Annotated in this window: 19 protein-coding genes and 1 tRNA gene; 14 read left to right on the top strand and 6 right to left on the bottom strand. The window is 63.4% G+C overall.

Translation table 11 applies throughout. The features are described from left to right. Positions 1–25 precede the first annotated feature (25 nt). Positions 26–583 carry a TetR/AcrR family transcriptional regulator gene (locus CO671_RS09495; protein ID WP_097605705.1) on the top strand — a complete coding sequence of 186 codons (558 nt, stop codon included), beginning with the start codon at positions 26–28 and terminating at the stop codon, positions 581–583. Positions 584–585: 2 nt separating this feature from the next. Here CO671_RS09495 and CO671_RS09490 read toward each other — a convergent pair whose 3' ends face one another. Continuing rightward, the gene (locus tag CO671_RS09490) at positions 586–4,089 is read right to left on the bottom strand and encodes a PAS domain-containing hybrid sensor histidine kinase/response regulator (RefSeq protein ID WP_097605704.1); all 3,504 of its coding nucleotides are present in this window, start codon (positions 4,087–4,089) and stop codon (positions 586–588) included. A 223-nt stretch (positions 4,090–4,312) separates the two neighbouring features. Between CO671_RS09490 and mscL the strand changes: the two genes are divergently transcribed. The 5 genes from mscL to CO671_RS09465 all read left to right on the top strand — a co-directional run bounded on the left by mscL (position 4,313) and on the right by CO671_RS09465 (position 9,899). Continuing rightward, positions 4,313–4,750: a large conductance mechanosensitive channel protein MscL gene (gene mscL, locus CO671_RS09485; protein WP_097605703.1), complete on the top strand. Its 438-nt coding sequence runs from the start codon at positions 4,313–4,315 to the stop codon at positions 4,748–4,750. A gap of 338 nt (positions 4,751–5,088) precedes the next feature. Further along, positions 5,089–6,255, top strand: a complete 1,167-nt coding sequence (locus CO671_RS09480; RefSeq protein ID WP_097605702.1) for a pyridoxal phosphate-dependent aminotransferase — start codon at positions 5,089–5,091, stop codon at positions 6,253–6,255. 208 nt (positions 6,256–6,463) lie between these two features. Beyond that, positions 6,464–7,498, top strand: coding sequence for a UDP-glucose 4-epimerase GalE (galE, locus tag CO671_RS09475; protein WP_097605701.1), 1,035 nt, complete (start codon positions 6,464–6,466; stop codon positions 7,496–7,498). A gap of 138 nt (positions 7,499–7,636) precedes the next feature. Further along, entirely contained in the window at positions 7,637–8,689 is a 1,053-nt protein-coding gene (locus tag CO671_RS09470) for an enoyl-CoA hydratase/isomerase family protein (RefSeq protein WP_097605700.1), read from the top strand. A gap of 241 nt (positions 8,690–8,930) precedes the next feature. Then, entirely contained in the window at positions 8,931–9,899 is a 969-nt protein-coding gene (locus CO671_RS09465; RefSeq protein WP_097605699.1) for an MBL fold metallo-hydrolase, read from the top strand. A gap of 63 nt (positions 9,900–9,962) precedes the next feature. On the opposite strand, the gene CO671_RS09460 is transcribed toward CO671_RS09465, so the two are convergent. The 3 genes from CO671_RS09460 to CO671_RS09450 form a co-directional block, all read right to left on the bottom strand. Further along, positions 9,963–12,023 carry an ATP-dependent helicase gene (locus tag CO671_RS09460; RefSeq protein ID WP_097605698.1) on the bottom strand — a complete coding sequence of 687 codons (2,061 nt, stop codon included), beginning with the start codon at positions 12,021–12,023 and terminating at the stop codon, positions 9,963–9,965. Between the two features lie 102 nt (positions 12,024–12,125). Continuing rightward, positions 12,126–12,392, bottom strand: a complete 267-nt coding sequence (locus CO671_RS09455; RefSeq protein WP_097605745.1) for a hypothetical protein — start codon at positions 12,390–12,392, stop codon at positions 12,126–12,128. A 316-nt stretch (positions 12,393–12,708) separates the two neighbouring features. Then, complete coding sequence (locus CO671_RS09450; protein WP_097605697.1) at positions 12,709–13,515, bottom strand: class I SAM-dependent methyltransferase; 807 nt, start codon at positions 13,513–13,515, stop codon at positions 12,709–12,711. Positions 13,516–13,826: 311 nt separating this feature from the next. Here CO671_RS09450 and CO671_RS09445 point away from each other — a divergent pair, with 311 nt between their 5' ends. Together CO671_RS09445 and CO671_RS09440 are read left to right on the top strand one after the other, a co-directional pair. Then, positions 13,827–14,087, top strand: a complete 261-nt coding sequence (locus CO671_RS09445; protein ID WP_010034795.1) for a BON domain-containing protein — start codon at positions 13,827–13,829, stop codon at positions 14,085–14,087. 57 nt (positions 14,088–14,144) lie between these two features. Further along, positions 14,145–14,408 carry a hypothetical protein gene (locus CO671_RS09440; RefSeq protein ID WP_097605744.1) on the top strand — a complete coding sequence of 88 codons (264 nt, stop codon included), beginning with the start codon at positions 14,145–14,147 and terminating at the stop codon, positions 14,406–14,408. Positions 14,409–14,633: 225 nt separating this feature from the next. Here CO671_RS09440 and CO671_RS09435 read toward each other — a convergent pair whose 3' ends face one another. Both CO671_RS09435 and CO671_RS09430 read right to left on the bottom strand, forming a co-directional pair. Then, on the bottom strand, positions 14,634–14,876 hold the full coding sequence (locus CO671_RS09435) for a DUF982 domain-containing protein (protein WP_010034787.1): 243 nt from the start codon (positions 14,874–14,876) through the stop codon (positions 14,634–14,636). A 340-nt stretch (positions 14,877–15,216) separates the two neighbouring features. Continuing rightward, positions 15,217–15,291 (bottom strand) — tRNA-Thr (locus CO671_RS09430). A gap of 155 nt (positions 15,292–15,446) precedes the next feature. On the opposite strand from CO671_RS09430, the gene CO671_RS09425 reads away from it, so the two are divergent. The 6 genes from CO671_RS09425 to CO671_RS09400 all read left to right on the top strand — a co-directional run bounded on the left by CO671_RS09425 (position 15,447) and on the right by CO671_RS09400 (position 19,875). Next, positions 15,447–15,641 (top strand): hypothetical protein, encoded by a 195-nt coding sequence (locus tag CO671_RS09425; protein WP_010034782.1) that lies wholly within the window; start codon positions 15,447–15,449, stop codon positions 15,639–15,641. 106 nt (positions 15,642–15,747) lie between these two features. Further along, positions 15,748–17,040: a UDP-N-acetylglucosamine 1-carboxyvinyltransferase gene (murA, locus tag CO671_RS09420; protein ID WP_097605696.1), complete on the top strand. Its 1,293-nt coding sequence runs from the start codon at positions 15,748–15,750 to the stop codon at positions 17,038–17,040. A 95-nt stretch (positions 17,041–17,135) separates the two neighbouring features. Further along, positions 17,136–17,567 (top strand): DUF2948 family protein, encoded by a 432-nt coding sequence (locus CO671_RS09415; protein WP_010034772.1) that lies wholly within the window; start codon positions 17,136–17,138, stop codon positions 17,565–17,567. Positions 17,568–17,616: 49 nt separating this feature from the next. Beyond that, positions 17,617–18,915 carry a histidinol dehydrogenase gene (gene hisD, locus CO671_RS09410; RefSeq protein WP_097605695.1) on the top strand — a complete coding sequence of 433 codons (1,299 nt, stop codon included), beginning with the start codon at positions 17,617–17,619 and terminating at the stop codon, positions 18,913–18,915. 4 nt (positions 18,916–18,919) lie between these two features. Beyond that, positions 18,920–19,393, top strand: a complete 474-nt coding sequence (locus CO671_RS09405) for a UPF0262 family protein (protein ID WP_010034761.1) — start codon at positions 18,920–18,922, stop codon at positions 19,391–19,393. Further along, positions 19,390–19,875 (top strand): low molecular weight phosphatase family protein, encoded by a 486-nt coding sequence (locus CO671_RS09400; RefSeq protein ID WP_170964841.1) that lies wholly within the window; start codon positions 19,390–19,392, stop codon positions 19,873–19,875. The genes CO671_RS09405 and CO671_RS09400 overlap by 4 nt, the downstream gene beginning before the upstream one ends. The last annotated feature ends 28 nt before the right edge of the window (positions 19,876–19,903 follow it).

Below are 19,903 nucleotides of genomic sequence, written 5' to 3'. Positions count from 1 at the left end.
TAAGTGTTGGGGGGCGGGCGTAGGAATGGCAGTGAAAGAGAATCTTCGGCCGGGCGGCAGAAGCGCCCGGGTTCAGGCCTCGGTGCACAAGGCTGTCCGTGAGTTGCTGGCCGAGATGAACCGCGGTGAGGTGACGATCCCGTTGATCGCCGCCAGGGCGGGTGTGACGCCGTCGACTATCTATCGCCGCTGGGGTGACCTGCAGGAGCTTCTCGCCGATGTTGCCGTCGAGCGGCTGCGGCCGGATATGCAGCCGGTCGATGCCGGCAGCGGCAAAGCCGATCTCGAAGCCTGGGCCGAGCAATATGCCGAGGAAATGTCCTCCGGGCCGGGCCGCGAGATGATCCGCGACGTGCTGGCGGCGCAGGCAGGCGCAAATGCCTGCAAATGCTGCGAATATACCCGCCAGCAGATCGTCGTCATCGCCGAGAGGGCAAAGGCGCGCGGTGAGGCTTTTCCCGATGTCGACCGCGCCATGGATGAGCTCGTGGCGCCGATCATGTATCGCATCCTGTTCGGCGACGTGCCGGATGTCGCGCTGGTGCGCGCCCTGGTGGCGCGTGCCATGCAATCTGCGAGCTGAGCCTACTCCGCGGCCGCGCGTTTCAACCCGGAAATCTGGGTTATATAGGCGCGTAGCGCCGCCGGCCGCACCGGCTTGTGCTGAACGGCGATGTCGTGCCGCTCGGCCTCGCCGCGCACCTCCGGCGTGCGGTCGGCGGTCACGAGCAAGGCGGGGATATCGGCGCCGAACTGCCGGCGCAGATGCAGGATCGCGGCGATGCCGGTGCCGTCGTCGAGATGATAATCGGCAATAGCGAGATCCGGCGGTCCGTCACGGCCGTCGCCTGCGATCACATCGGCCAGGCAATGCACCGCCGTCACCTCGCAGCCCCAGCCGCTGAGCAGCAACCGCATGCCTTCGAGGATTTTCGGCTCGTTATCGATGCACAGCACCTTCAGCCCCTTGAGCGGCTGTGACGGTCGGTCGGCAGGTGCGATGGCCGCGACGGCCTCGGCCGGGCGCGAGATGTCGAGCGGTATGGCGATGCGGAATTCCGTGCCCCTGCCATGCGTCGACTGCAGCTCGACCGGATGGTTGAGCACGCGGGCGATGCGGTCGACGATCGAAAGGCCGAGCCCGAGGCCGGAAGCGGTTTTCGCCCCTTCGTCCAGCCGCGCGAATTCCTTGAACACGGTGCGGAATTTTGACGGCGGAATGCCGATGCCGGAATCGATCACCTGGATGATCACCTGATTGCCGCGCCGCCGCGCCCCGACCAGCACCTTGCCGGTAATCGTGTATTTGATGGCGTTGGAAACGAGGTTCTGCACCAGCCGGCGCAGAAGGTTGGGGTCGGAGCGCACGCGCAGCGATGTCGGCATGACCACCAGCTTCAGCTGTTTTTCCCGGGCGATCGGCGCGAAATCGGTCTCGATCCGCTCCAGGAGGTCGGAAAGCGCGACGGAGGCGAGCCGCGGCCGCATGGCGCCGGTATCGAGCCGGGAGATATCGAGCACCGCGCCGAGAATGGTTTCGACCGATTCCAGCGCGGAGTCGATGTTGCGCACGATCGGGCTGTTGTCGGATTGCGCCATGCGCTCGACCAGGGCGGAGGAATAGAGCCTGGCGGCATTGAGCGGCTGCAGGATGTCGTGGCCGGCGGCGGCAAAAAAGCGGGTCTTGCCGATATTCGCCTCGTCGGCCGCCGCCCGCGCCTCGGCGAGTTGGCGGTTGACGCGGGTAAGCTCGGCCGTGCGTTCGGCGACGCGCTGCTCCAGCGTCTCGTTCGCCTGCTTCAGGGCCTGGTCGGCGTTGACGCGCTGGGTGATGTCGGTGAAGGTGGCGACGATGCCTTTGTCGGGCATGGCGTTGGAGCGCACCTCGATGATCCGCTCGCCGCCGCCGAGCACCAGTGAGAAGGGCTTGTCGAGCGTCAGGAAGTGCCGCACCGTCTGCTGCTGATCGCCGGGCGCGATGTCGCCGCGCTGGCTGAGAATGGTGACGATCTCGGAGAGGGGAAAGCCGACCTGGCCGGCATTCTCCGGCAGATCGAGCAATTGCCGGAAGCGCCGGTTCCAGATGGTCAGCCGGTTGGAACTGTCGAAGACGGCAATGCCCTGGTCCATCTGCGACAGTGCGGTCTGCAGCATGTCCTGGTTATATTGAAGCGCCTCGCTCGCTTGGTCGAGCAGCCAGGCGGTGTCGGAAGAAGCATCCTCGATCTTCTGCAGGATCAACGACAGCACCAGGCGGGCCGACGATGAGCCGATGGCGCTGCCGAGCAGCTGTTCGCTGAAATGGATCAGCGCCATGTCGGCCGGCTGTTCGTCCTCCAGCTTGCGGCCGGAGCTTTGCTCATAGGTCGTCAACGAGCGCTGCATGCGCTCCTCGCCGAGATAGCGCGAGATCGCCGCCTTGAGGTCGCCGACGCTGATGCGGGTCTTCCAGCCGCGCGTGGCAAATTGCGAACGCGAATGCCGCTTGACGAAGATGCCGGCCTGGATGCGTTCCAGCGGCCTGGCATTGCGGGTGAGCGAGCCGACGATGACGAAGGCGGTATTGACGAGCAGGCTCATCACGGTCGCATTGACCAGCGGATCGGCGTCGGGCGCGGTAAACAGCGTCGCGCCGGGGAAGATGAAGCCGAGCACGGCGCTTGCCACATAGGAATAATCGGGGCCGCCGAGCGAGGGCAGGAACAGCAGATAGACCCAGATGACGAAGCCGGACGTCAGGCCGAGGATGGCGCCGCGCGCATTCGCCCGCCGCCAGATCAGCCCGCCGAACAGGGCAGGGGCGATCTGCGCGATCGCCGCGAAGGAAAGAAGGCCGATCGAGGCAAGGCCGGCCGTGCTGTCGGTCGAGCGGTAATAGGCATAGCCGAACAGCAGCACGGCGAAGATCGCGCTGCGGCGGATGTTGAGCAGCGTCTTGGCGAAATCGTCGCGCTGGCCGGTGCGGCCGGCAAGTTTGCGCCTGAGGAAGATCGGCATGATGATGTCGTTCGACACCATGATCGACAGCGCCACGGAATCGACGATGACCATCGCGGTTGCGGCAGAAAAGCCGCCGATGAAGGTGATCAGCGTGATGACAGGCATCTCGCCGGCCAGCGGCAGCGACAGCATGTAGAAATCGGCATTGCCGGTGCCGCCGAAGGTCAGCAGCCCGCCGATCGCCACCGGCAGGACGAAGAGGTTGATCGCGACGAGATAGGTGGGAAACAGGAAGCCCGCGAGTTTCAGCTGTTTCGCCGTCCGGTTTTCCACGACCGTTACGTGGAATTGCCGCGGCAGCAGGATGATGGCGAAAGCCGACAGCATGATCAGGGTGATCCAGCGGCTGATCGGCGTATGGTAATTCAGCGCCGACATGACCAGGCTGTTTTCGACGGTCTTCTGCCAGAGGTCGGCGGGACCGTCGAAGAGAAACCAGATGACGCAGACGCCGGCCGTCAGGAAGGCGACCAGCTTGACCACCGATTCCATCGAAACCGCGAGGATGAGGCCGTCCTGGTGTTCCGTCGCATCCGTATGCCGCGTGCCGAACATGATGGCGAAGCAGGCAAGCACCAGCGTCGCGGCGAGCGGCAGGTCGAGGAAGTAGAGATTGCCGCTGCCGATGCCGTAATCGGACGGGTTGACCATGGCGCTGACGGTGCTGGAGATCGCCTTCAGCTGCAGCGCGATATAAGGAATGGTGCCGATCAGCGAGATCAGCGCGACGATGGTGGCGACCGTCGGGTTCTTGCCGTAGCGCGCGGCGACGAAATCGGCGACCGAGGTGAGTTTCTCCGCCTTGGCAAGCTCGATAATGCGGCGAAGCAGCGGCATGCCGAGCGTGAAGACCAGAATGGGACCGATATAGATGCCGGCAAATTCCAGGCCGCGTTGCGCGGCAAGCCCGACGCTGCCGAAATAGGTCCAGGAGGTGCAGTAGATCGCCAGGCTCAGCGCATAGACCACGGGCCATCCGCCTTCCAGCGCACCCGGGCCGCGGTTCTTGCGGTCGCCATAGCTGGCCACGGCGAAAAGCAGCAGCAGATAGCCGAAGGCAGACGCGAATATGACCCAGCCTGGAAGCATTGACTCTCCGCCGGCGAGAAGCCGCCGGCACCTCCCGCAATGCAGATGAGCTTAAGTCATTTCAGGAGCCTTGAAAATTCCCGCCCGTCTACGCCTTAAGTCAAAGACTGCACGCGGGAGTTCGGCCCGATTGTTGCGATTTGCAATTGATTAATTGCAATGAAGATGTAGCTAATGAAAACAACTGCATATCTCTGAAATGGATCGAAGGGAGACGGATCGGATGCTCAATGAGTTCAAGGCCTTTATCGCCCGCGGCAATGTCATGGATCTTGCAGTCGGCGTCATCATCGGCGGCGCCTTCGGCGGCATCGTCAAATCGCTGGTCGATGACCTTATCATGCCGATCGTCGGCGCCATTATGGGCGGCTTCGATTTTTCCAATTACTTCCTGCCACTCTCCTCGGCCGTCAACGCGCCCACACTTGCCGCCGCCCGCGCCCAGGGTGCGGTCTTCGCCTATGGCAGCTTCCTCACCGTTCTCATCAACTTTCTGATTCTGGCCTGGATCATCTTCCTGATGGTCAAGGGCGTCAATTATCTGCGCATGCAGGTCGAGCGCCAGGAAAAGGCCGCACCGGAAGAGCTGCCCCCACCGCCGGCGGATGTTCAGCTGCTGACGGAGATCCGCGATCTCATCGCCAAGCGCCCAGCGGTTTGATCGGGCTGGCGCCGGCGGCTCCGCCCTCCATGCCCAATGCTGTCCGTTCGCGTCGATAGCTGCCCCTCACCCTAACCCTCTCCCCGTAAGAACGGGGAGAGGGGACGTGCCTTGCGAGAGGTAGGTGGGGACTGGAGAGGTCACGGCATATCCCCTTCTCCCCGTCAGAACGGGGAGAAGGTGCCGGCAGGCGGGTGAGGGGGCAGGCGTCAATCTCCCCAGCGGGATTTTTCCGTCGCACGCCCCGGCCATTCATCACGAAAATCGATATGCCATCACTCGATATCATGGGATTTGCCGGCATAAATCTTTTATGAAGGCGGAAACCGGAGATATGCATGTCGATCATGAACAGCCTCAGTCCGCGCGCCGTAGCGGCGCCCGAAAGCGGGATCGTCGAAGTCGTCAATTATGCCCGCGGCCGGCAAGGCCTGCTGCCGCTCTGGGTGGGTGAAGGTGATCTGCCGACGCCCGATTTCATCAGCCGGGCGGCGATGGAGGCGCTTGCATCAGGCGAAACCTTCTATACCTGGCAGTGCGGCATTCCCGAGCTTCGCCGGGCGCTGTCGGATTATTATTTCAGACATTTTTCCGTCCGCCTGCCGGTCGAGCATTTCTATGTCACCGGCTCCGGCATGCAGGCGATCCAGATCTCCGTGCAGGCGCTGACCTCGCCTGGCGACGAATTCGTCTATCTCACGCCGGCCTGGCCGAATATCGCCGCCGCGCTCGAAATCGCCGGCGCGCGCGCCGTCGGCGTCGACCTGCAGTTCGAGGGCGGCAAATGGGGGCTCGATCTCGACCGCCTCGCAGCCGCGATCACGCCAAAGACCCGGGGTCTTTTCATCAATACGCCCTCGAACCCGACCGGCTGGACCGCGACCCAAAAGGATCTCGGCGAAATCCTCGCCCTTGCCCGCAAACATGATCTCTGGATCATGGCGGATGAAATCTACGCGCTCTATCACTTTGCTGGCGGCCGAGCGCCCTCCTTCCTCGACATCATGGAAGAGGGCGACAAGATCATCTTCGTCAATTCCTTCTCGAAGAACTGGTCGATGACCGGCTGGCGCGTCGGCTGGATCGTCGCTCCGCCCGAGATGGGACAGGTGCTCGAAAACCTCATCCAATATTCGACATCGGGCGTGGCGCAGTTCATGCAGAAGGGCGCCGTCGCGGCGCTCGATCAAGGCGATGATTTCGTGCGCGCCAACATCGCCAAGGCCGCCCGTTCCCGCGACATCCTCTGCGATGCGCTGATTGCCACCAACCGCGTCGAGACGCTGAAGCCGGACGGCGCACTCTATGCCTTCCTGAAGATCGACGGGGTTACCGACAGCCGCAGGGCCGCGATCGACATCGTCGACAAGACGGGCGTCGGTCTTGCCCCCGGAACCGCTTTCGGCGCCGGCGGCGAGCTGTTCCTGCGCGCCTGTTTCCTGCGCGACCCCGGCCAGATAGCGGTCGCTGCCGAGCGGCTCTGCGATTATATCGTCAAGCTCTGAGAGGGCCGGCGAGAGCGCGCGCCGGACCGATTTTGCGCCGGAACGGCCGGATCGCTAAAACTTGAGCAAAGCCCGAAATCGGCCTCTAACCACGACTCCAAACATAAGCGTTGAAAGGGTCCCGAACGGCCCTGCGATAAGAAAATTGGAAAGAAAAACCGGCGCCTGATGCCCCTGCTTCTAAAAAGCGAAAGCAGGGGTGTGGGACATGGCGGTTTTGGTGACGGGCGGGGCCGGTTATATCGGCAGTCACATGGTTTGGGCGCTCATCGATGCGGGCGAGGATGTGGTGGTGCTCGACCGTCTCTCCACCGGCTTCCGCTGGGCCGTGGCGCCGGCGGCGCGTTTCTATCTCGGCGACATTGCCGATCCCGACATCTTGAAGAAGATCTTCATCGAAAACGACATCGAGGCGATCGTCCATTTCGCCGGCTCCGCCGTCGTCCCGGTCTCGGTCGCCGATCCGCTTTCCTATTACGACAACAACTCCGGCAAGACCCGGGCACTTCTCTCCGCCTCGATCAAGGCCGGCATTCGCAATTTCGTCTTTTCGTCGACGGCGGCCGTCTACGGTCAGCAGCAGAACGACCTGCCGGTGAAGGAGAATGCCTCCCTCAATCCGGAAAATCCCTACGGCCAGTCGAAGCTGATGACCGAATTCATGCTGCGCGATGCCGCCGCCGCCTATGATTTCAACTATGTCGCGCTCCGCTATTTCAACGTCGCCGGCGCCGACCCAGATCACCGCACCGGCCAGTCGACGGCAGGCGCCACGCATCTGATCAAGGTCGCCTGCGAGGCAGCGCTCGGCAAACGCGACAGCGTCCATGTCTACGGCATCGACTATCCCACCCATGACGGCACCGGCGTGCGCGACTACATCCATGTCACCGATCTTGCCGATGCCCATCTGAAAGCGCTGCAGCATCTGCGCAGGGACAAAGGCTCGCTGGTTGCCAATTGCGGTTATGGCAGCGGCTATTCGGTGCTCGACGTCTTGAACATGGTCGCCCGCCTGCACGGACATTCCTTCAAGATCCATATGGCGCCGCGCCGTCCCGGCGATTCGGCAAGCGTCGTCGCCGATGCTTCGCTCGCCCGCCAGGTGCTCGACTGGAAGCCGCGCCACAATTCGCTGGAAACCATCGTCCAGAGCTCGCTCGATTGGGAGCTCTTCCTGTCGAACAGAAATGTCGACGACCTGCACAGCATCCACCGGGCGCTTGCCGCCGCATCCTTTTAAACGGTGCTCGGCGGCAGCCTGTTTACAGGCTTGCCGGAAATGCTCTGGAGCGATGCCGCATCGTCGTCTATGCATGGTTTCAAGCCTTTCCTTGGCAGAATGTCTGACCAGGAAAGGCTGGAACAGCGGAGGTGAACCATGCAGGACAGCGAAGTCATCATCGAGCGGCGAGGCGCTGCCGGCATCATCCGGCTCAACCGGCCGCGGGCGCTGAACAGCCTGACGCTGGCGATGATCCGGTCGATTGCCGAGGCGCTTGACGGTTTTGCCCGCGATGCCGACGTGGCGATTGTCGTGGCGACAGGGGAAGGCGAACGCGGCTTCTGCGCCGGCGGCGACATCCGCGCCCTGCATGAGAGCGCCCGGGCCGGCGACGGCCTCGCCGGAACCTTCTGGCGCGAGGAATTCCGTCTCAACCATCAGATCGCCGTCTACCCCAAACCCTATGTCGCGCTGATGGACGGCATCACCATGGGCGGCGGTGTCGGCCTGTCCGCGCATGGCCGCCACCGCATCGTCACCGAACGCACCCGCCTTGCCATGCCGGAAACCGGCATCGGCTACGTCCCCGATGTCGGCGCCACCTGGCTGCTGCCGAAGGCACCCGGCGAGGCCGGAACATGGCTCGGCCTGACCGGGCTCGATATCGGCGCCGCCGACGCGATCCATGCCGGGCTCGCCGATCGTTATATCGCGTCGTCGCGGCTCGCCGAGGTGATCGATGCACTGTCGGGCCTGCCGCGCGGCAGTTCGTCGATCGATGTCGATGCCCTGCTGCAGGCATTCTCCGAGCCGCCGGGAGAAAGCCGGCTGCGGCAGAACGCGGCGACGATCGATCGCGCATTTCGGTTCGACGGCGTCGAGGAGATCCTGACGGCGCTCGCCGAGGAGGATGGCGAATTCGCCGCCGAGACGCGCCGGGTGCTGCTGACGCGCTCGCCGACCAGCCTGAAGCTCGCTTTGCGGCTCTTGAGGGCCGGCCGGCGCAGCGCCTCGCTTGCCGAATGCCTCGGCCGCGAACTCGGCGCCTGTCTGCAGATGCTGGATAATCCGGATTTCTTCGAAGGCATCCGCGCTGCCGTCATCGACAAGGACCGCAATCCGAAATGGTCGCCGGCGTCAGTCGAGGCGGTGGAGTCGGCAGCCGTCGAGCGCTTCCTGAAGCCGGCCGAACCGCCGCTATTGCTCTGACGCTGTCATCTTTCTGCATGCTGTGTGCGGGCGCCGCCCCGGCGGGCGAGGGCGTCTGCGTCCTCATGCCAGCCGTTTCACCACCAAATCGTCGCTGCGTTCCGCCGAACCCATAGGCTTCCCTGTGCTAAAGCCTAGCCTTTCCTCTCCCTTGATCCGATCGACCCTTAACACGCTCCCACATAGTCTCTGCGACGTGAACCGTAACTGACACCTCTCGATCGCAAAACAGGAGCGCATCATGTCGCAGGCAGAAGCAAAAGCTCGTACGATTGGTCAAACGCAGACAAACATCAACTTGGACAGCACCCCGCAGCTCGGCAAGCCAAAGCTCGATGAGCTGGTTCCGTCGCGCTATGCGTTGCGGATCGGCGAGATCGAAGTCCTGATCATCAGCGATGGGGTGCTGCCGCTCCCGACCTCGATGCTGGCACACAATGCCGAGCCCGCGGTCCGGGCAGCCTGGCTGGGCGAAATGTTCTTCCCGAAAGACGCTTTCGACTGGCCGCTGAACGTCGTCGTGGTGCGCAGCGGTGCACAGACCATCCTCATTGATGCCGGTCTGGGCATGGACCCGGATTTGAACCTGCCGCGCGCCGGCCAGTTGATCAGGCGGCTGGAAGCCGCCGGCATCGATCTTGCATCCGTCACCGACGTGGTGCTCACTCATTTGCACATGGACCACATTGGCGGGCTGCTCATCGACGGCGTGAAGGAGCGTTTGCGTCCTGACCTCAGGATCCATGTGGCGGCCGCCGAGGTCAAGTTCTGGGAGGCACCCGACTTCACCCACACCTCCATGCCGGCGGGCTTCCCGGATGCGCTTCGCGCGGCCGCCAAGCGGTTCGTGAAAATGTACCAGAGCCAGCTGCGGCTGTTCGACGAGCAGTCCGAAGTGGCGCCGGGCGTGGTCGTCTCCCGCACCGGCGGCCATACCCCCGGCCACAGCGTGGTCCGCGTGGCGTCCGGCGGCGACCGGCTGATGTTCGCCGGCGACGCCGTGTTCCCGGTCGGGTTCGATCAGCCTGACTGGCATAACGGCTTCGAGCATGATCCCGAGGAGGCGGCGCGCGTCAGGGTCGCTCTCCTGCGCGAGCTGGCGGCGACGGGCGAGATGCTGGTGGCCACCCACCTGCCGTTCCCCTCCATCTGCCATGTGGCGGTTGACGGCGAAGCCTTCCGTTGGGTGCCGGCCGTCTGGGACTACTGAGCGCCTGCCAGGCCAGGGCCGAACCAAAGCGCGTCGCACGGATCGGAATCCGTGCGGCGCTACCTATCGCCACATGCCGCGCATGCGGGCGCCGACATCGATGCGCACCTGCCGCGCCTGCGCCTGGGCGGCGGCATCCGATTTCACCTGCGGCCAGCTGCAGGCCTCGAAGAATTGCAGCAGGGTCGCCGGAATGAAGCGGCTGCGCGAGGCATAGACGTGCCGGTCGCCTTGCGCGTTCTGTCCATAGGTGAAGAAACGTTGCGGCACGACGAGGTCGAGACCGTCGCGGGCGCGCGTCATCGCCACATAGAGCAGCCGGCGCTCCTCCTCGATTTCGGCGGTGGCGCCGACGGCAAGATCGCTCGGAATGCAGCCGTCGACGACATTCAGCATGAAGACCCTCGTCCATTCCTGGCCCTTGGCCGAATGGATGGTCGAGAGAATGAGATAGTCCTCGTCGAGCAGCGGCACGCCGGCCTGGTCGCTGGTCGCATCCGGTGGATCGAGCGTGAGCTCGGTGAGGAAACGCTCGCGCGAGGCATAACCGCCGGCAATCTGCTCGAGCTGTAAGAGATCGGCCTGCCGCGTTGCCGCGTCCTCATGCAGCCGTTCCAGATGCGGCGCGTACCATTGCCGCGCCAGCTCGATTTCCGCCGGCCAGCCGGCCTTGCCGGATTTCATCTCCTGCAGCATCGAAACGAAAGCCGCCCAGTCCTCGCCGCAGCGCGGCGGCGCCGGCATGGCGGCGAGCGCCGTCAGCGGGCTCGCATCCTCGGCCATCAGGTCGAGTGCCTTCTGCGCCGTCGACGGCCCGACGCCCGGCAGGATCTGCATCAGCCGGAAGCCCGCCACCCGGTCGCGCGGGTTCTGCGCGAAGCGAAGGGCGGCCAGCATGTCCTTGACATGAGCGCTGTCGAGAAATTTCAGCCCGCCGAATTTGACGAAGGGAATGTTGCGCCGGGTCAGCTCGACCTCCAGCGGCCCGCTGTGATGCGAGGCGCGGAACAGCACCGCCTGCTGCTTGAGCTTCAGGCCCTCCTCGCGATTGTCGAGCACCTTGTCGGCGACGTAACGCGCTTGCTCGGCCTCGTCGCGCACGGTGACGAGGCGCGGCCGCTCGGCCGATTGCCGCTCGGTCCAGAGATTTTTGGTGAAGCGCTCCGAGGCGAGATCGATGACGGCGTTGGCGGCTGTCAGGATCGGCTGCGTCGAGCGATAGTTGCGGTCGAGCGTGACGATATTGGCGGGCGGGCTGAAGGCGGCGGGAAAATCGAGGATGTTGCGCACTGTCGCTGCGCGGAAGGAATAGATCGACTGCGCATCGTCGCCGACGACGGTCAGTCCCCGACCGCCGGGCTTCAGCGCCATCAGGATCGAGGCCTGCAGCCGGTTGGTGTCCTGATATTCGTCGACCAGCACATGATCGAAGCGGCTGCCGATATCCTCGGCGATCACGCTCTCGCCGACCATCTGTGCCCAGTAGAGCAGGAGGTCGTCGTAATCGAGTACGTTCTGGGCCTGCTTGGCCTCGACATAGCAGGCGAAAAGCTCGCGCAGCTGTTTGTCCCAGGCCGCGCACCAGGGAAAGGCGTCGCGCAGCACCTGGTCGAGCGCCGTCTCCGAATTGACCGCCCTGGAATAAATGGCAAGGCAGGTGCCCTTGGCCGGAAACCGGCTTTCCGTCTTGGAGAAGCCGAGATCGTGCCGGATCAGGTTCATCAGGTCGGCGCTGTCTTCGCGGTCATGGATGGTGAAATCGGCATCGAGGCCGATCTGCTTGTTATAGTCGCGCAGCAGCCGGGCGCCGATGCCGTGGAAGGTGCCGGACCAATGAAGCGCATCGGCCATGACGCCGGCATTCGAACCGAGCACATCGCGGCAGATGCGCTCGACGCGCCGCGCCATTTCGGCCGCCGCCCGGCGCGAGAAGGTCATCAGCAGGATGCGGCGGGGATCGGCGCCCTTGACGATCAGATGGGCGACCCGATGCGCCAAGGTATTGGTCTTGCCGGAACCGGCGCCGGCGATGACCAGCAGCGGCCCGGCAATATGGCTGCCGTCGGTGAGCGTGCCGTGCTCGACGGCCATGCGCTGCTGGGGATTGAGCTTTTCGAGATACATCCAGCCGTCCGGTCGGGCTCCCGCAGAATCACTGCGAGAAGATTAGATGTTCCTTGAATGTTCGCGATTTCAGCCGCTGTCAAGCCTGGAACGGCGCAAGTCTCATTCGGGGAAATCCGGCCCCACCACGCGCCGCACCAGCTTCAGGCTGCGGTCCGGCTGAAGAATATAGGTTTCCTCCACGCGCTGGCCGCTCTCGTTGTAGAACTGATTGTAGACGGCGCTGCCGACCGGCGATTTGGTGAGCTTCGTCCGCGGCTGGCCGCCATAGGTGATACTGCCGGGAATGGGTTCCAGCGCCGGGCTGTCGACCGAGGAGCAGCCGGTCAGCAATGCGGCGGCAAACAAGGCGGGCATCAGCACTTTCATCGTCGTCATCCCTCTTTCGGCTGCAGCCAGATATGGAAGCCGCAGCAGCGTCCGCCAAGGGTGGGACAAGCCTGGCCCGCAGAAATCCGCGAAATTATGTAGCAAATGCTACCAGTCGGTGATCGTGCGCGGTGGCCGTTTTGAGCCGCCAATAGGAGACATTCCTGTGCGTAGAGCGGTGACCAACTTGGGGCCGCAAGCGGACCGGCGCCTTGCCGGGGCTTTGGCCAGCGATAGCGGACCATGCATTCGAGAGCTAATACAAGGTCTCGGTTTGGCCCACACCGGCCCTCCCAGGCCCCTTCGCATGCCAAGATCAGGCTGGGACCAAGCCACGTACCACACGGAACATCATGGGAAATGACCGGGGTCCATCCGGCAAACCAACCAGATATCCGGCGCGAACATGCTGCTCGATCGTACCACGGGCGTCATCCGAAAGTGCCATCAGCATGCCCGTGACGCTGCCCGGCCCATCGGTGAACGTAGCCCAATAATCCGCGAAGGACTGATACTCGCAATCCACGACAACGGGAACCTCGGTCACGTCGGTAAGGCCGATCTTCCGCCACAACGCCGCCTGGCCGTTAGGCCAGAAGTCCTTGCGCCCCGCCCGCATGGATCTCATCCTGGCGACGTCGGTCTCAAGCACAGCACCGGTGTTATAGACGAGGTCGAAGGCGGGCATGCCCCCAAAGAACTGAGTAACAGCGGACGCGACCACGCCGCCCGGACGAGTCACGCGCTTCATTTCGGCAACTACTTGTTCAATTTCCGGGATAACGTCCAGGGCCAGCGTGGAAACGGCCGCATCGAATACGTTATTGTCGAACCGCATGTGCCGGACATCGCCGTGTTCATATGCGATATTTGGGTGGGATCGACGACGGCGGGCTCCTTCAAGGTAACCCTCCGATGCGTCAACACCGATCACATGCGTCCCCGCCTCGGCTAGCGCTTTCGTCAACACACCTGTCCCACAGGCTACATCGAGGACGCGACCGCCCGGAGCGACATTGACACGGGCGAGAAATAGGTTTGCCAGATGTTCGCTCCAACGCCCCATGAAAGCCTCGTAGACGTCGGGATCAGCCCAATTATATCGCAGTTGTGCGGTTTCCATGGCTTGCCATCCTCCTCGATCAAGAATGGACCTTAACACGGTCATTCGGGTCGCGCGTATCGCCGTCACACCGGGCAATCCAGCGGAACCTTGTTTGCGCTCTCAAGAAAATATAACGCAATGGGAACCCCTGAAATCACACTGACGCGAAGCTGCCCCTCCGTGTAGGCTTTGGACCGGAAGCGGCCGCTGGTGGCATTTGCTACCTAATACCGGAAATCCAGCGCGAATATCTTGTCGAGACCGGCGGACTGCAACGAAAACCCCGTTGCGGCGTTAACCTGAATATACCAACCTCAGGAGACGCTTAAGTGATCGGGTTTCCTGTATTCCCCGACCATGACGAACCCGGCCGACAGGGCCATGGCGAGGCGGCGACACGCGCTTCGGTCGAGAGCGCTCTCCATGCCGCCGATGATCTCGACGCCGGGGAAATCACCGTCAGCATGCTTGGTTCCTATGTCATCCTCGAAGGTTTCGTGCGCCGGCACGGCGATGTCGAACGGGCGGTCGAGATCGCCGAGAGCGTCGTCGGCCAAGGCTATGTGCACAGCCGCCTGTTGCGGCGCTGAGGGAACCAAGTGAGCCTCCGCGTGTTGAAATGCCGGATCGAAACGCTGGAGACCATCATGCAGTTGCTTCTTCGCCTCTGGGCAACCACCTTGCTTATCGGTTGCGGTGTCTTTGCCGGCCCCGCCTATGCCTCGCTCGAAACCGGCACGAACTATTCCGCGCTTCCGAAGGACCAGATCGCGCTCAACGAATATACCGAAACGGCCGCCTGCCAGCCGGCAGAGCCGCACTATCTGCCGTCCTTCATCCGCACGGCGGACGGCACGATCATCGGTGTCGGCTATATCGAGGTGGAGAATGAAGGCGGCGCGGGCTGCTGAGACCCCGATCGGCTCGAACGAGGCTCGCCGGCGTTTCCGGAGACGAGCCTCTGACCATCATCATGATGGCTGAGTGTTTTCTATCGAAACAGCTGTCTGAGGCGCAACACCTTTTGCGCCAAAACCCGGCACCTGCTCGATGCAGGGTTAAGTGAAAATTAAACAACGTACCGTTTCGGCACGACTTGGCGAACAAACCAATAACGTCCGGACGTCCTCGCCGTGCTAGTGCAGCTTCAGCTTCGCCTCTTCAGCCGCCGCCAGGAATTCGGCTCTTGCCTCCTCCACGCTCTTGCGACCGTCGAGCGCTGCCCGGCAGGTGCTGCGCGCCTTGATATAATGCAGCCCGCGCGAACTCGGCCAGAAATCCGCCAGGCATTTCAAGGCATCAAACGGCCCAGTGACCGTTCGCGCATCGGCTCCTTCGAAACCGACCGTGACCGGGCTGTTCCATCGTTCAGTTGCCATCGATGCTCCTCCAGGGTTTTCGATAGAAACAGGTGCGGCACCTCCCAGTTCCTCCGGGGAGACTCCGCTATGATAGGCATTCTAGCGTGATTTTCACGGCCAACAATGGTGAATCGTTCGTTGCTGGTGAACGGAAATGCCGACTGTCCGGTTCATGCGGATGGCTGCCCCTAACCCTCCCCGTAAACGTGGCGAGGGGACGTGCCATGCGCGAGAGGTGGGCGGGGAACGGAGAGCTTGCGGCATATCCCCTTCGCCCCGTTTACGGGGAGAAGGTGGCGGCAGCCGGATGAGGGGCGGCCGGGCATACGAGATATGATGTTATTGCCTGAAAGAAAACTGGTGCTGCCGAGTGGGATTGAACCACCGACCTCACCCTTACCAAGGGTGTGCTCTACCACTGAGCTACGGCAGCAGGACCAGGACCCGTGCGAGCCAGTCGGCTCAATCGCGGGAACGGGGCGGCTATTGCCACAGCTTGACGACAAGCGCAAGCCGCAAATTCCAACTTCGCGTGGATTGCGATGCAAGGGCCTTTTGGATCGGCGCGAATTCGGCTAATCCTGTCACATGAACGACAAGACCGAAACCGGCCAGCAGAGCCGCAAAGAGGCAATCGAGGCACAGGCGAAACTGCGCCGCGAGCGGGCCGCCGAAAAGCTCAGGGAAAATCTCAGCCGACGCAAACAGCAGGTGCGCGCCCGCCGTTCCGGCCAGGCCGACGAAACAAATGGGCTGCCCGCCGCAAAAATGGACGAATCGTAATGTTCCGTCCGGCACGAATTGAAGCTCCGCAAGAAATCCCCTAAACACCCACTCCTTCTTTCAAGTCAGAACTTTCAGGAAAGGCGGGCGCGGCCCGTAGGCGCACATGGATCGTATCAGAATCGTCGGCGGTAATGAGCTGAATGGCATCATTCCGATTTCCGGCGCCAAGAATGCCGCACTGCCGCTGATGATCGCCTCGCTGCTGACCAGCGATACGCTGACGCTGGAAAACGTGCCGCATCTGGCCGATGTCGAGCTCCTGATGCGCATCCTCGGCAATCACGGCGTCGACGTCGCCGTCAACGGCCGCCGCGAGCGCCAGGAGGATTCCTACGCCCGCACGATCCATTTCACCTGCCGCACCATCGTCGACACCACGGCTTCTTACGAGCTGGTGTCGAAGATGCGCGCCTCCTTCTGGGTCATCGGGCCGCTGCTGGCGCGCGAAGGCCATTGCCGCGTGTCGCTGCCGGGCGGCTGCGCCATCGGCACGCGCCCGGTCGATCTCTTCATCGAAGGCCTGACGGCGCTCGGTGCGACCATGGAGATCGACGCCGGTTATATCAACGCCAAGGCCCCGGATGGCGGTCTGATCGGCGCGCGCTACACCTTCCCGAAGGTCTCGGTCGGCGCCACCCATGTGATGATGATGGCGGCGACGCTTGCCCGCGGCACGACGGTCATCGGCAATGCCGCCCGCGAGCCCGAAGTCGTCGATCTCGCCAACTGCCTGAACGCCATGGGCGCCAAGATCTCCGGCGCCGGCACCGCGACCATCACCATCGAAGGCGTCACCTCGCTCTCCGGCGCCCGCCACCGCGTCCTGCCGGATCGCATCGAAACCGGCACCTATGCCATGGCCGTCGCCATGGCCGGCGGCGACGTCGTGCTCGAAAATACCGATGTGTCGCTGCTCGAAACCGCGCTGGAAACGCTGCGTCGCGCCGGCGCGGATATCTCCGCGACCAACAACGGCATCCGCGTCAAGCGCAACGGCGCCGGCATCAAGCCGGTCGATATCGTCACCGATCCCTTCCCGGGTTTCCCGACCGACCTGCAGGCGCAGTTCATGGCGCTGATGACCCGCTCCTCCGGCATCTCGCACGTCACCGAGACCATCTTCGAGAACCGCTTCATGCATGTGCAGGAGCTGGCCCGGCTCGGCGCCAGGATCACGCTCTCCGGCCAGACGGCGAAGATCGAGGGTGTCCAGCGCCTGCGCGGCGCGCCTGTTATGGCGACCGATCTGCGCGCTTCCGTTTCGCTCGTCATCGCCGGCCTTGCCGCCGAGGGCGAAACCACGGTCTCCCGCGTCTATCACCTCGATCGCGGTTTCGAGCGGCTCGAGGAGAAGCTGACCCGCTGCGGCGCCGTCGTCGAGCGCATCAGCGAGTAAGCCTCGTTCATCCCGGTTGCGTAATCCGTCGCAGCATCCTATTTCCCTTGTCTGACGCATCGCCATTCCGGCGGTGCCTGCTGGGATAAGACTGGATGACCGATCTGAAGCTTGTTGCGCTCGATGATGAGGATCTTGCCATCATCTCCGCGCATATGCAGGACAGCGTCTTCAAGGTCGGTGACATCGACTGGTCGCCGCGCGAAGCGCAATTCGCCCTTGCCGCCAATCGTTTCGTCTGGGAAGGTGCCGGGCGCAAGCGCAGGGGTTTCGAGCGCCGCCGGGCCGCCCTGGTCTTCAAGCGGGTGCTTGCCGTGCGTTCGCTCGGCATTGACCGTGGCGAGCGGGACGAGGTGCTGTCGCTGCTGGCGCTGCGCTTCGAGAAGAAGGGCGAGGGGCCGGATGGCACGGTCGAGCTGGCGCTGTCGGGCGAGGCCTCGATTGCGCTCGATGTGGAATGCATCGAGGCGCAGCTCGCCGATATCGGCGGCGCCTGGGAGGCGGCTTCCAAGCCGCGCCATCCCTGACGCCCGACGTTTGAATGTTGCGGTTTCGAGTTGAGAAGGAATATCGGCCTTGGCAATCTGGCTGGATCAGGCATCGGAAGGTTTCGAGCAGCATTTCGCCGCTTTCCTGACGACGAAGCGCGAAGTCTCCGAGGATGTGAACGCCGTTGCGCGCGCCATTATCGATGACGTCAGGGCCCGCGGCGATGTGGCGCTTGCCGAATATTCGCTGAAATTCGACGGCATCGATTTCGCCACCGTGCCGATGCGCGTCACGCCTGAAGAGATCGACGCCGCCGTCGAGGCGGTGCCGTCGGAAGTGCTGGGGGCGCTGAAGCTCGCGGCGCTGCGCATCGAATCCCATCACCGCCGGCAGCTGCCGAAGGACGATATCTACGAGGACGATCTCGGCGTCCGTCTCGGCTCGCGCTGGACGGCGATCGAGGCGGTCGGGCTCTACGTCCCCGGCGGCACTGCGAGCTATCCGAGCTCGGTGCTGATGAACGCCGTGCCGGCCAAGGTCGCCGGCGTCGACCGCATCGTCATTGCCGTTCCGGCCACCGGCGGCGCCGTCAATCCGGCGGTGCTCGCCGCCGCCAAGCTTGCCGGCGTGACCGAGATCTACCGCGTCGGCGGCGCCCAGGCGATCGCCGCTCTCGCTTATGGCACCGAGACGATCGCGCCGGTCGCCAAGATCACCGGTCCCGGCAACGCCTATGTCGCTGCCGCCAAGCGCCACGTCTTCGGCACCGTCGGCATCGATATGATCGCCGGCCCCTCCGAGGTGCTGGTCATTGCCGACAAGGACAACAATCCCGATTGGATCGCCGCCGATCTTTTGGCGCAGGCCGAGCACGATGCCAGCGCCCAGGCGATCCTGATCACCGATGATGTCGAATTCGGCAAGCAGGTGGAGCAGGCGGTCGAGCGCCAGCTGAAGACGCTGAACCGTGCGGAGACGGCGGCGGCCAGCTGGCGCGATTTCGGCGCCGTCATCCTCGTTGCCGATCTGAAACAGGCCATTCCCTTGGCAAACCGCATCGCCGCCGAGCATCTCGAGCTTGCCGTCGCCGATCCGGACCGGCTGCTCGACGGCATCCGCAATGCCGGTGCGATCTTCATCGGCGCCCATACGCCCGAGGTGATCGGCGATTATGTCGGCGGTTCGAACCATGTGCTGCCGACGGCGCGTTCGGCGCGCTTCTCCTCCGGTCTTTCGGTGCTCGATTTCGTCAAGCGCACCTCGATCCTGCGTCTTGGGCCGGGTGAACTGCGCACCCTCGGCCCGGCGGCGATCGCGCTGGCGGTCTCCGAAGGTCTCGACGCCCATGCGCGATCGGTTGCGATCCGCCTCAACCTCGAAAGGTGAGGGCATGGCGGCGGGCGATTTCCGGCTTTGCGACGTCGTCCTTGACGATACGATCGGCCGTTCGACGCCCGATGTCGAGCATGAGCGCGCCGTCGCCATCTTCGATCTGATCGAGGAGAACAGTTTTGCGCCGATCGGCCATGCCGGCGGGCCTTACCGGCTGAACATCTCGCTGGTCGATTCGAAGCTGGTCTTCGCCATCACCACGGAAGACGGCGGCAATGTCGCCACCCATATCCTGTCGCTCACGCCCTTCCGGCGGATCGTCAAGGATTACTTCATGATCTGCGAGAGCTATTATGAAGCGATCCGTTCGGCCACACCAAGCCGCATCGAGGCGATCGATATGGGCCGGCGCGGTATCCACAACGAGGGGTCGCAGACGCTGAAGGACAGGCTGACCGGCAAGATCGAGATCGATTTCGACACCGCCCGGCGGCTGTTCACGCTGGTCTGCGTGCTCTACTGGCGCGGATGACGGCAATGGAGCTCGCCGCCGACGTCGAGGAGGGAAAGAGGCCGGGCGCCATCCTCTTCATGTGCGGGCTGAACGCCATCCGTTCGCCGATGGCGGAAATCATTGCCCGTAGCATTCTGCCGTCCAATACCTATATAAGGTCGGCCGGCGTTCGCGCCGGCGAGCGCGATCCTTTCGTCGATGTCGTGCTCGAGGAGATCGGGCTTTCCCTCGGGCGCCGCCAGCCGCAGACGCTGGAAGAGCTCGAGGACGATTATTTCGATCTGATCATCACGCTGTCACCGCAGGCCCATCATGCCGCGCTGGAGCTGACGCGCTCGAATGCAATCGACGTCGTCTACTGGCCGACCATGGATCCGACGGTTGTCAGCGGAACGCGCGAGCAGATTCTCGAGAGCTATCGCGAGGTCCGCAATCATCTAGCCGGTCTCATCGAAAGCCGGCTTCTGAAACGAAAAGGCATTGCCGCGCAATCGGCGTGAAAACAAATGACGGAAAGCCCGATCAACA

Source organism: Rhizobium sp. M10, from assembly GCF_002531955.1.
GTDB classification, from domain to species: Bacteria; Pseudomonadota; Alphaproteobacteria; order Rhizobiales; family Rhizobiaceae; genus Rhizobium; species Rhizobium etli_C.
Note: the sequence above shows the minus strand (reverse complement) of the source record. Positions and strands in the feature narration are given on the sequence as shown.

Bases quoted from the DNA above. Each gene is read 5' to 3' on its own strand.
- CO671_RS09495 (WP_097605705.1), top strand. From the start codon at position 26: ATGGCAGTGAAAGAGAATCTTCGGCCGGGCGGCAGAAGCGCCCGGGTT.
- CO671_RS09490 (WP_097605704.1), bottom strand. From the start codon at position 4,089: ATGCTTCCAGGCTGGGTCATATTCGCGTCTGCCTTCGGCTATCTGCTG.
- mscL (WP_097605703.1), top strand. From the start codon at position 4,313: ATGCTCAATGAGTTCAAGGCCTTTATCGCCCGCGGCAATGTCATGGAT.
- CO671_RS09480 (WP_097605702.1), top strand. From the start codon at position 5,089: ATGTCGATCATGAACAGCCTCAGTCCGCGCGCCGTAGCGGCGCCCGAA.
- galE (WP_097605701.1), top strand. From the start codon at position 6,464: ATGGCGGTTTTGGTGACGGGCGGGGCCGGTTATATCGGCAGTCACATG.
- CO671_RS09470 (WP_097605700.1), top strand. From the start codon at position 7,637: ATGCAGGACAGCGAAGTCATCATCGAGCGGCGAGGCGCTGCCGGCATC.
- CO671_RS09465 (WP_097605699.1), top strand. From the start codon at position 8,931: ATGTCGCAGGCAGAAGCAAAAGCTCGTACGATTGGTCAAACGCAGACA.
- CO671_RS09460 (WP_097605698.1), bottom strand. From the start codon at position 12,023: ATGTATCTCGAAAAGCTCAATCCCCAGCAGCGCATGGCCGTCGAGCAC.
- CO671_RS09455 (WP_097605745.1), bottom strand. From the start codon at position 12,392: ATGAAAGTGCTGATGCCCGCCTTGTTTGCCGCCGCATTGCTGACCGGC.
- CO671_RS09450 (WP_097605697.1), bottom strand. From the start codon at position 13,515: ATGGAAACCGCACAACTGCGATATAATTGGGCTGATCCCGACGTCTAC.
- CO671_RS09440 (WP_097605744.1), top strand. From the start codon at position 14,145: ATGCAGTTGCTTCTTCGCCTCTGGGCAACCACCTTGCTTATCGGTTGC.
- CO671_RS09435 (WP_010034787.1), bottom strand. From the start codon at position 14,876: ATGGCAACTGAACGATGGAACAGCCCGGTCACGGTCGGTTTCGAAGGA.
- CO671_RS09425 (WP_010034782.1), top strand. From the start codon at position 15,447: ATGAACGACAAGACCGAAACCGGCCAGCAGAGCCGCAAAGAGGCAATC.
- murA (WP_097605696.1), top strand. From the start codon at position 15,748: ATGGATCGTATCAGAATCGTCGGCGGTAATGAGCTGAATGGCATCATT.
- CO671_RS09415 (WP_010034772.1), top strand. From the start codon at position 17,136: ATGACCGATCTGAAGCTTGTTGCGCTCGATGATGAGGATCTTGCCATC.
- CO671_RS09405 (WP_010034761.1), top strand. From the start codon at position 18,920: ATGGCGGCGGGCGATTTCCGGCTTTGCGACGTCGTCCTTGACGATACG.
- CO671_RS09400 (WP_170964841.1), top strand. From the start codon at position 19,390: ATGACGGCAATGGAGCTCGCCGCCGACGTCGAGGAGGGAAAGAGGCCG.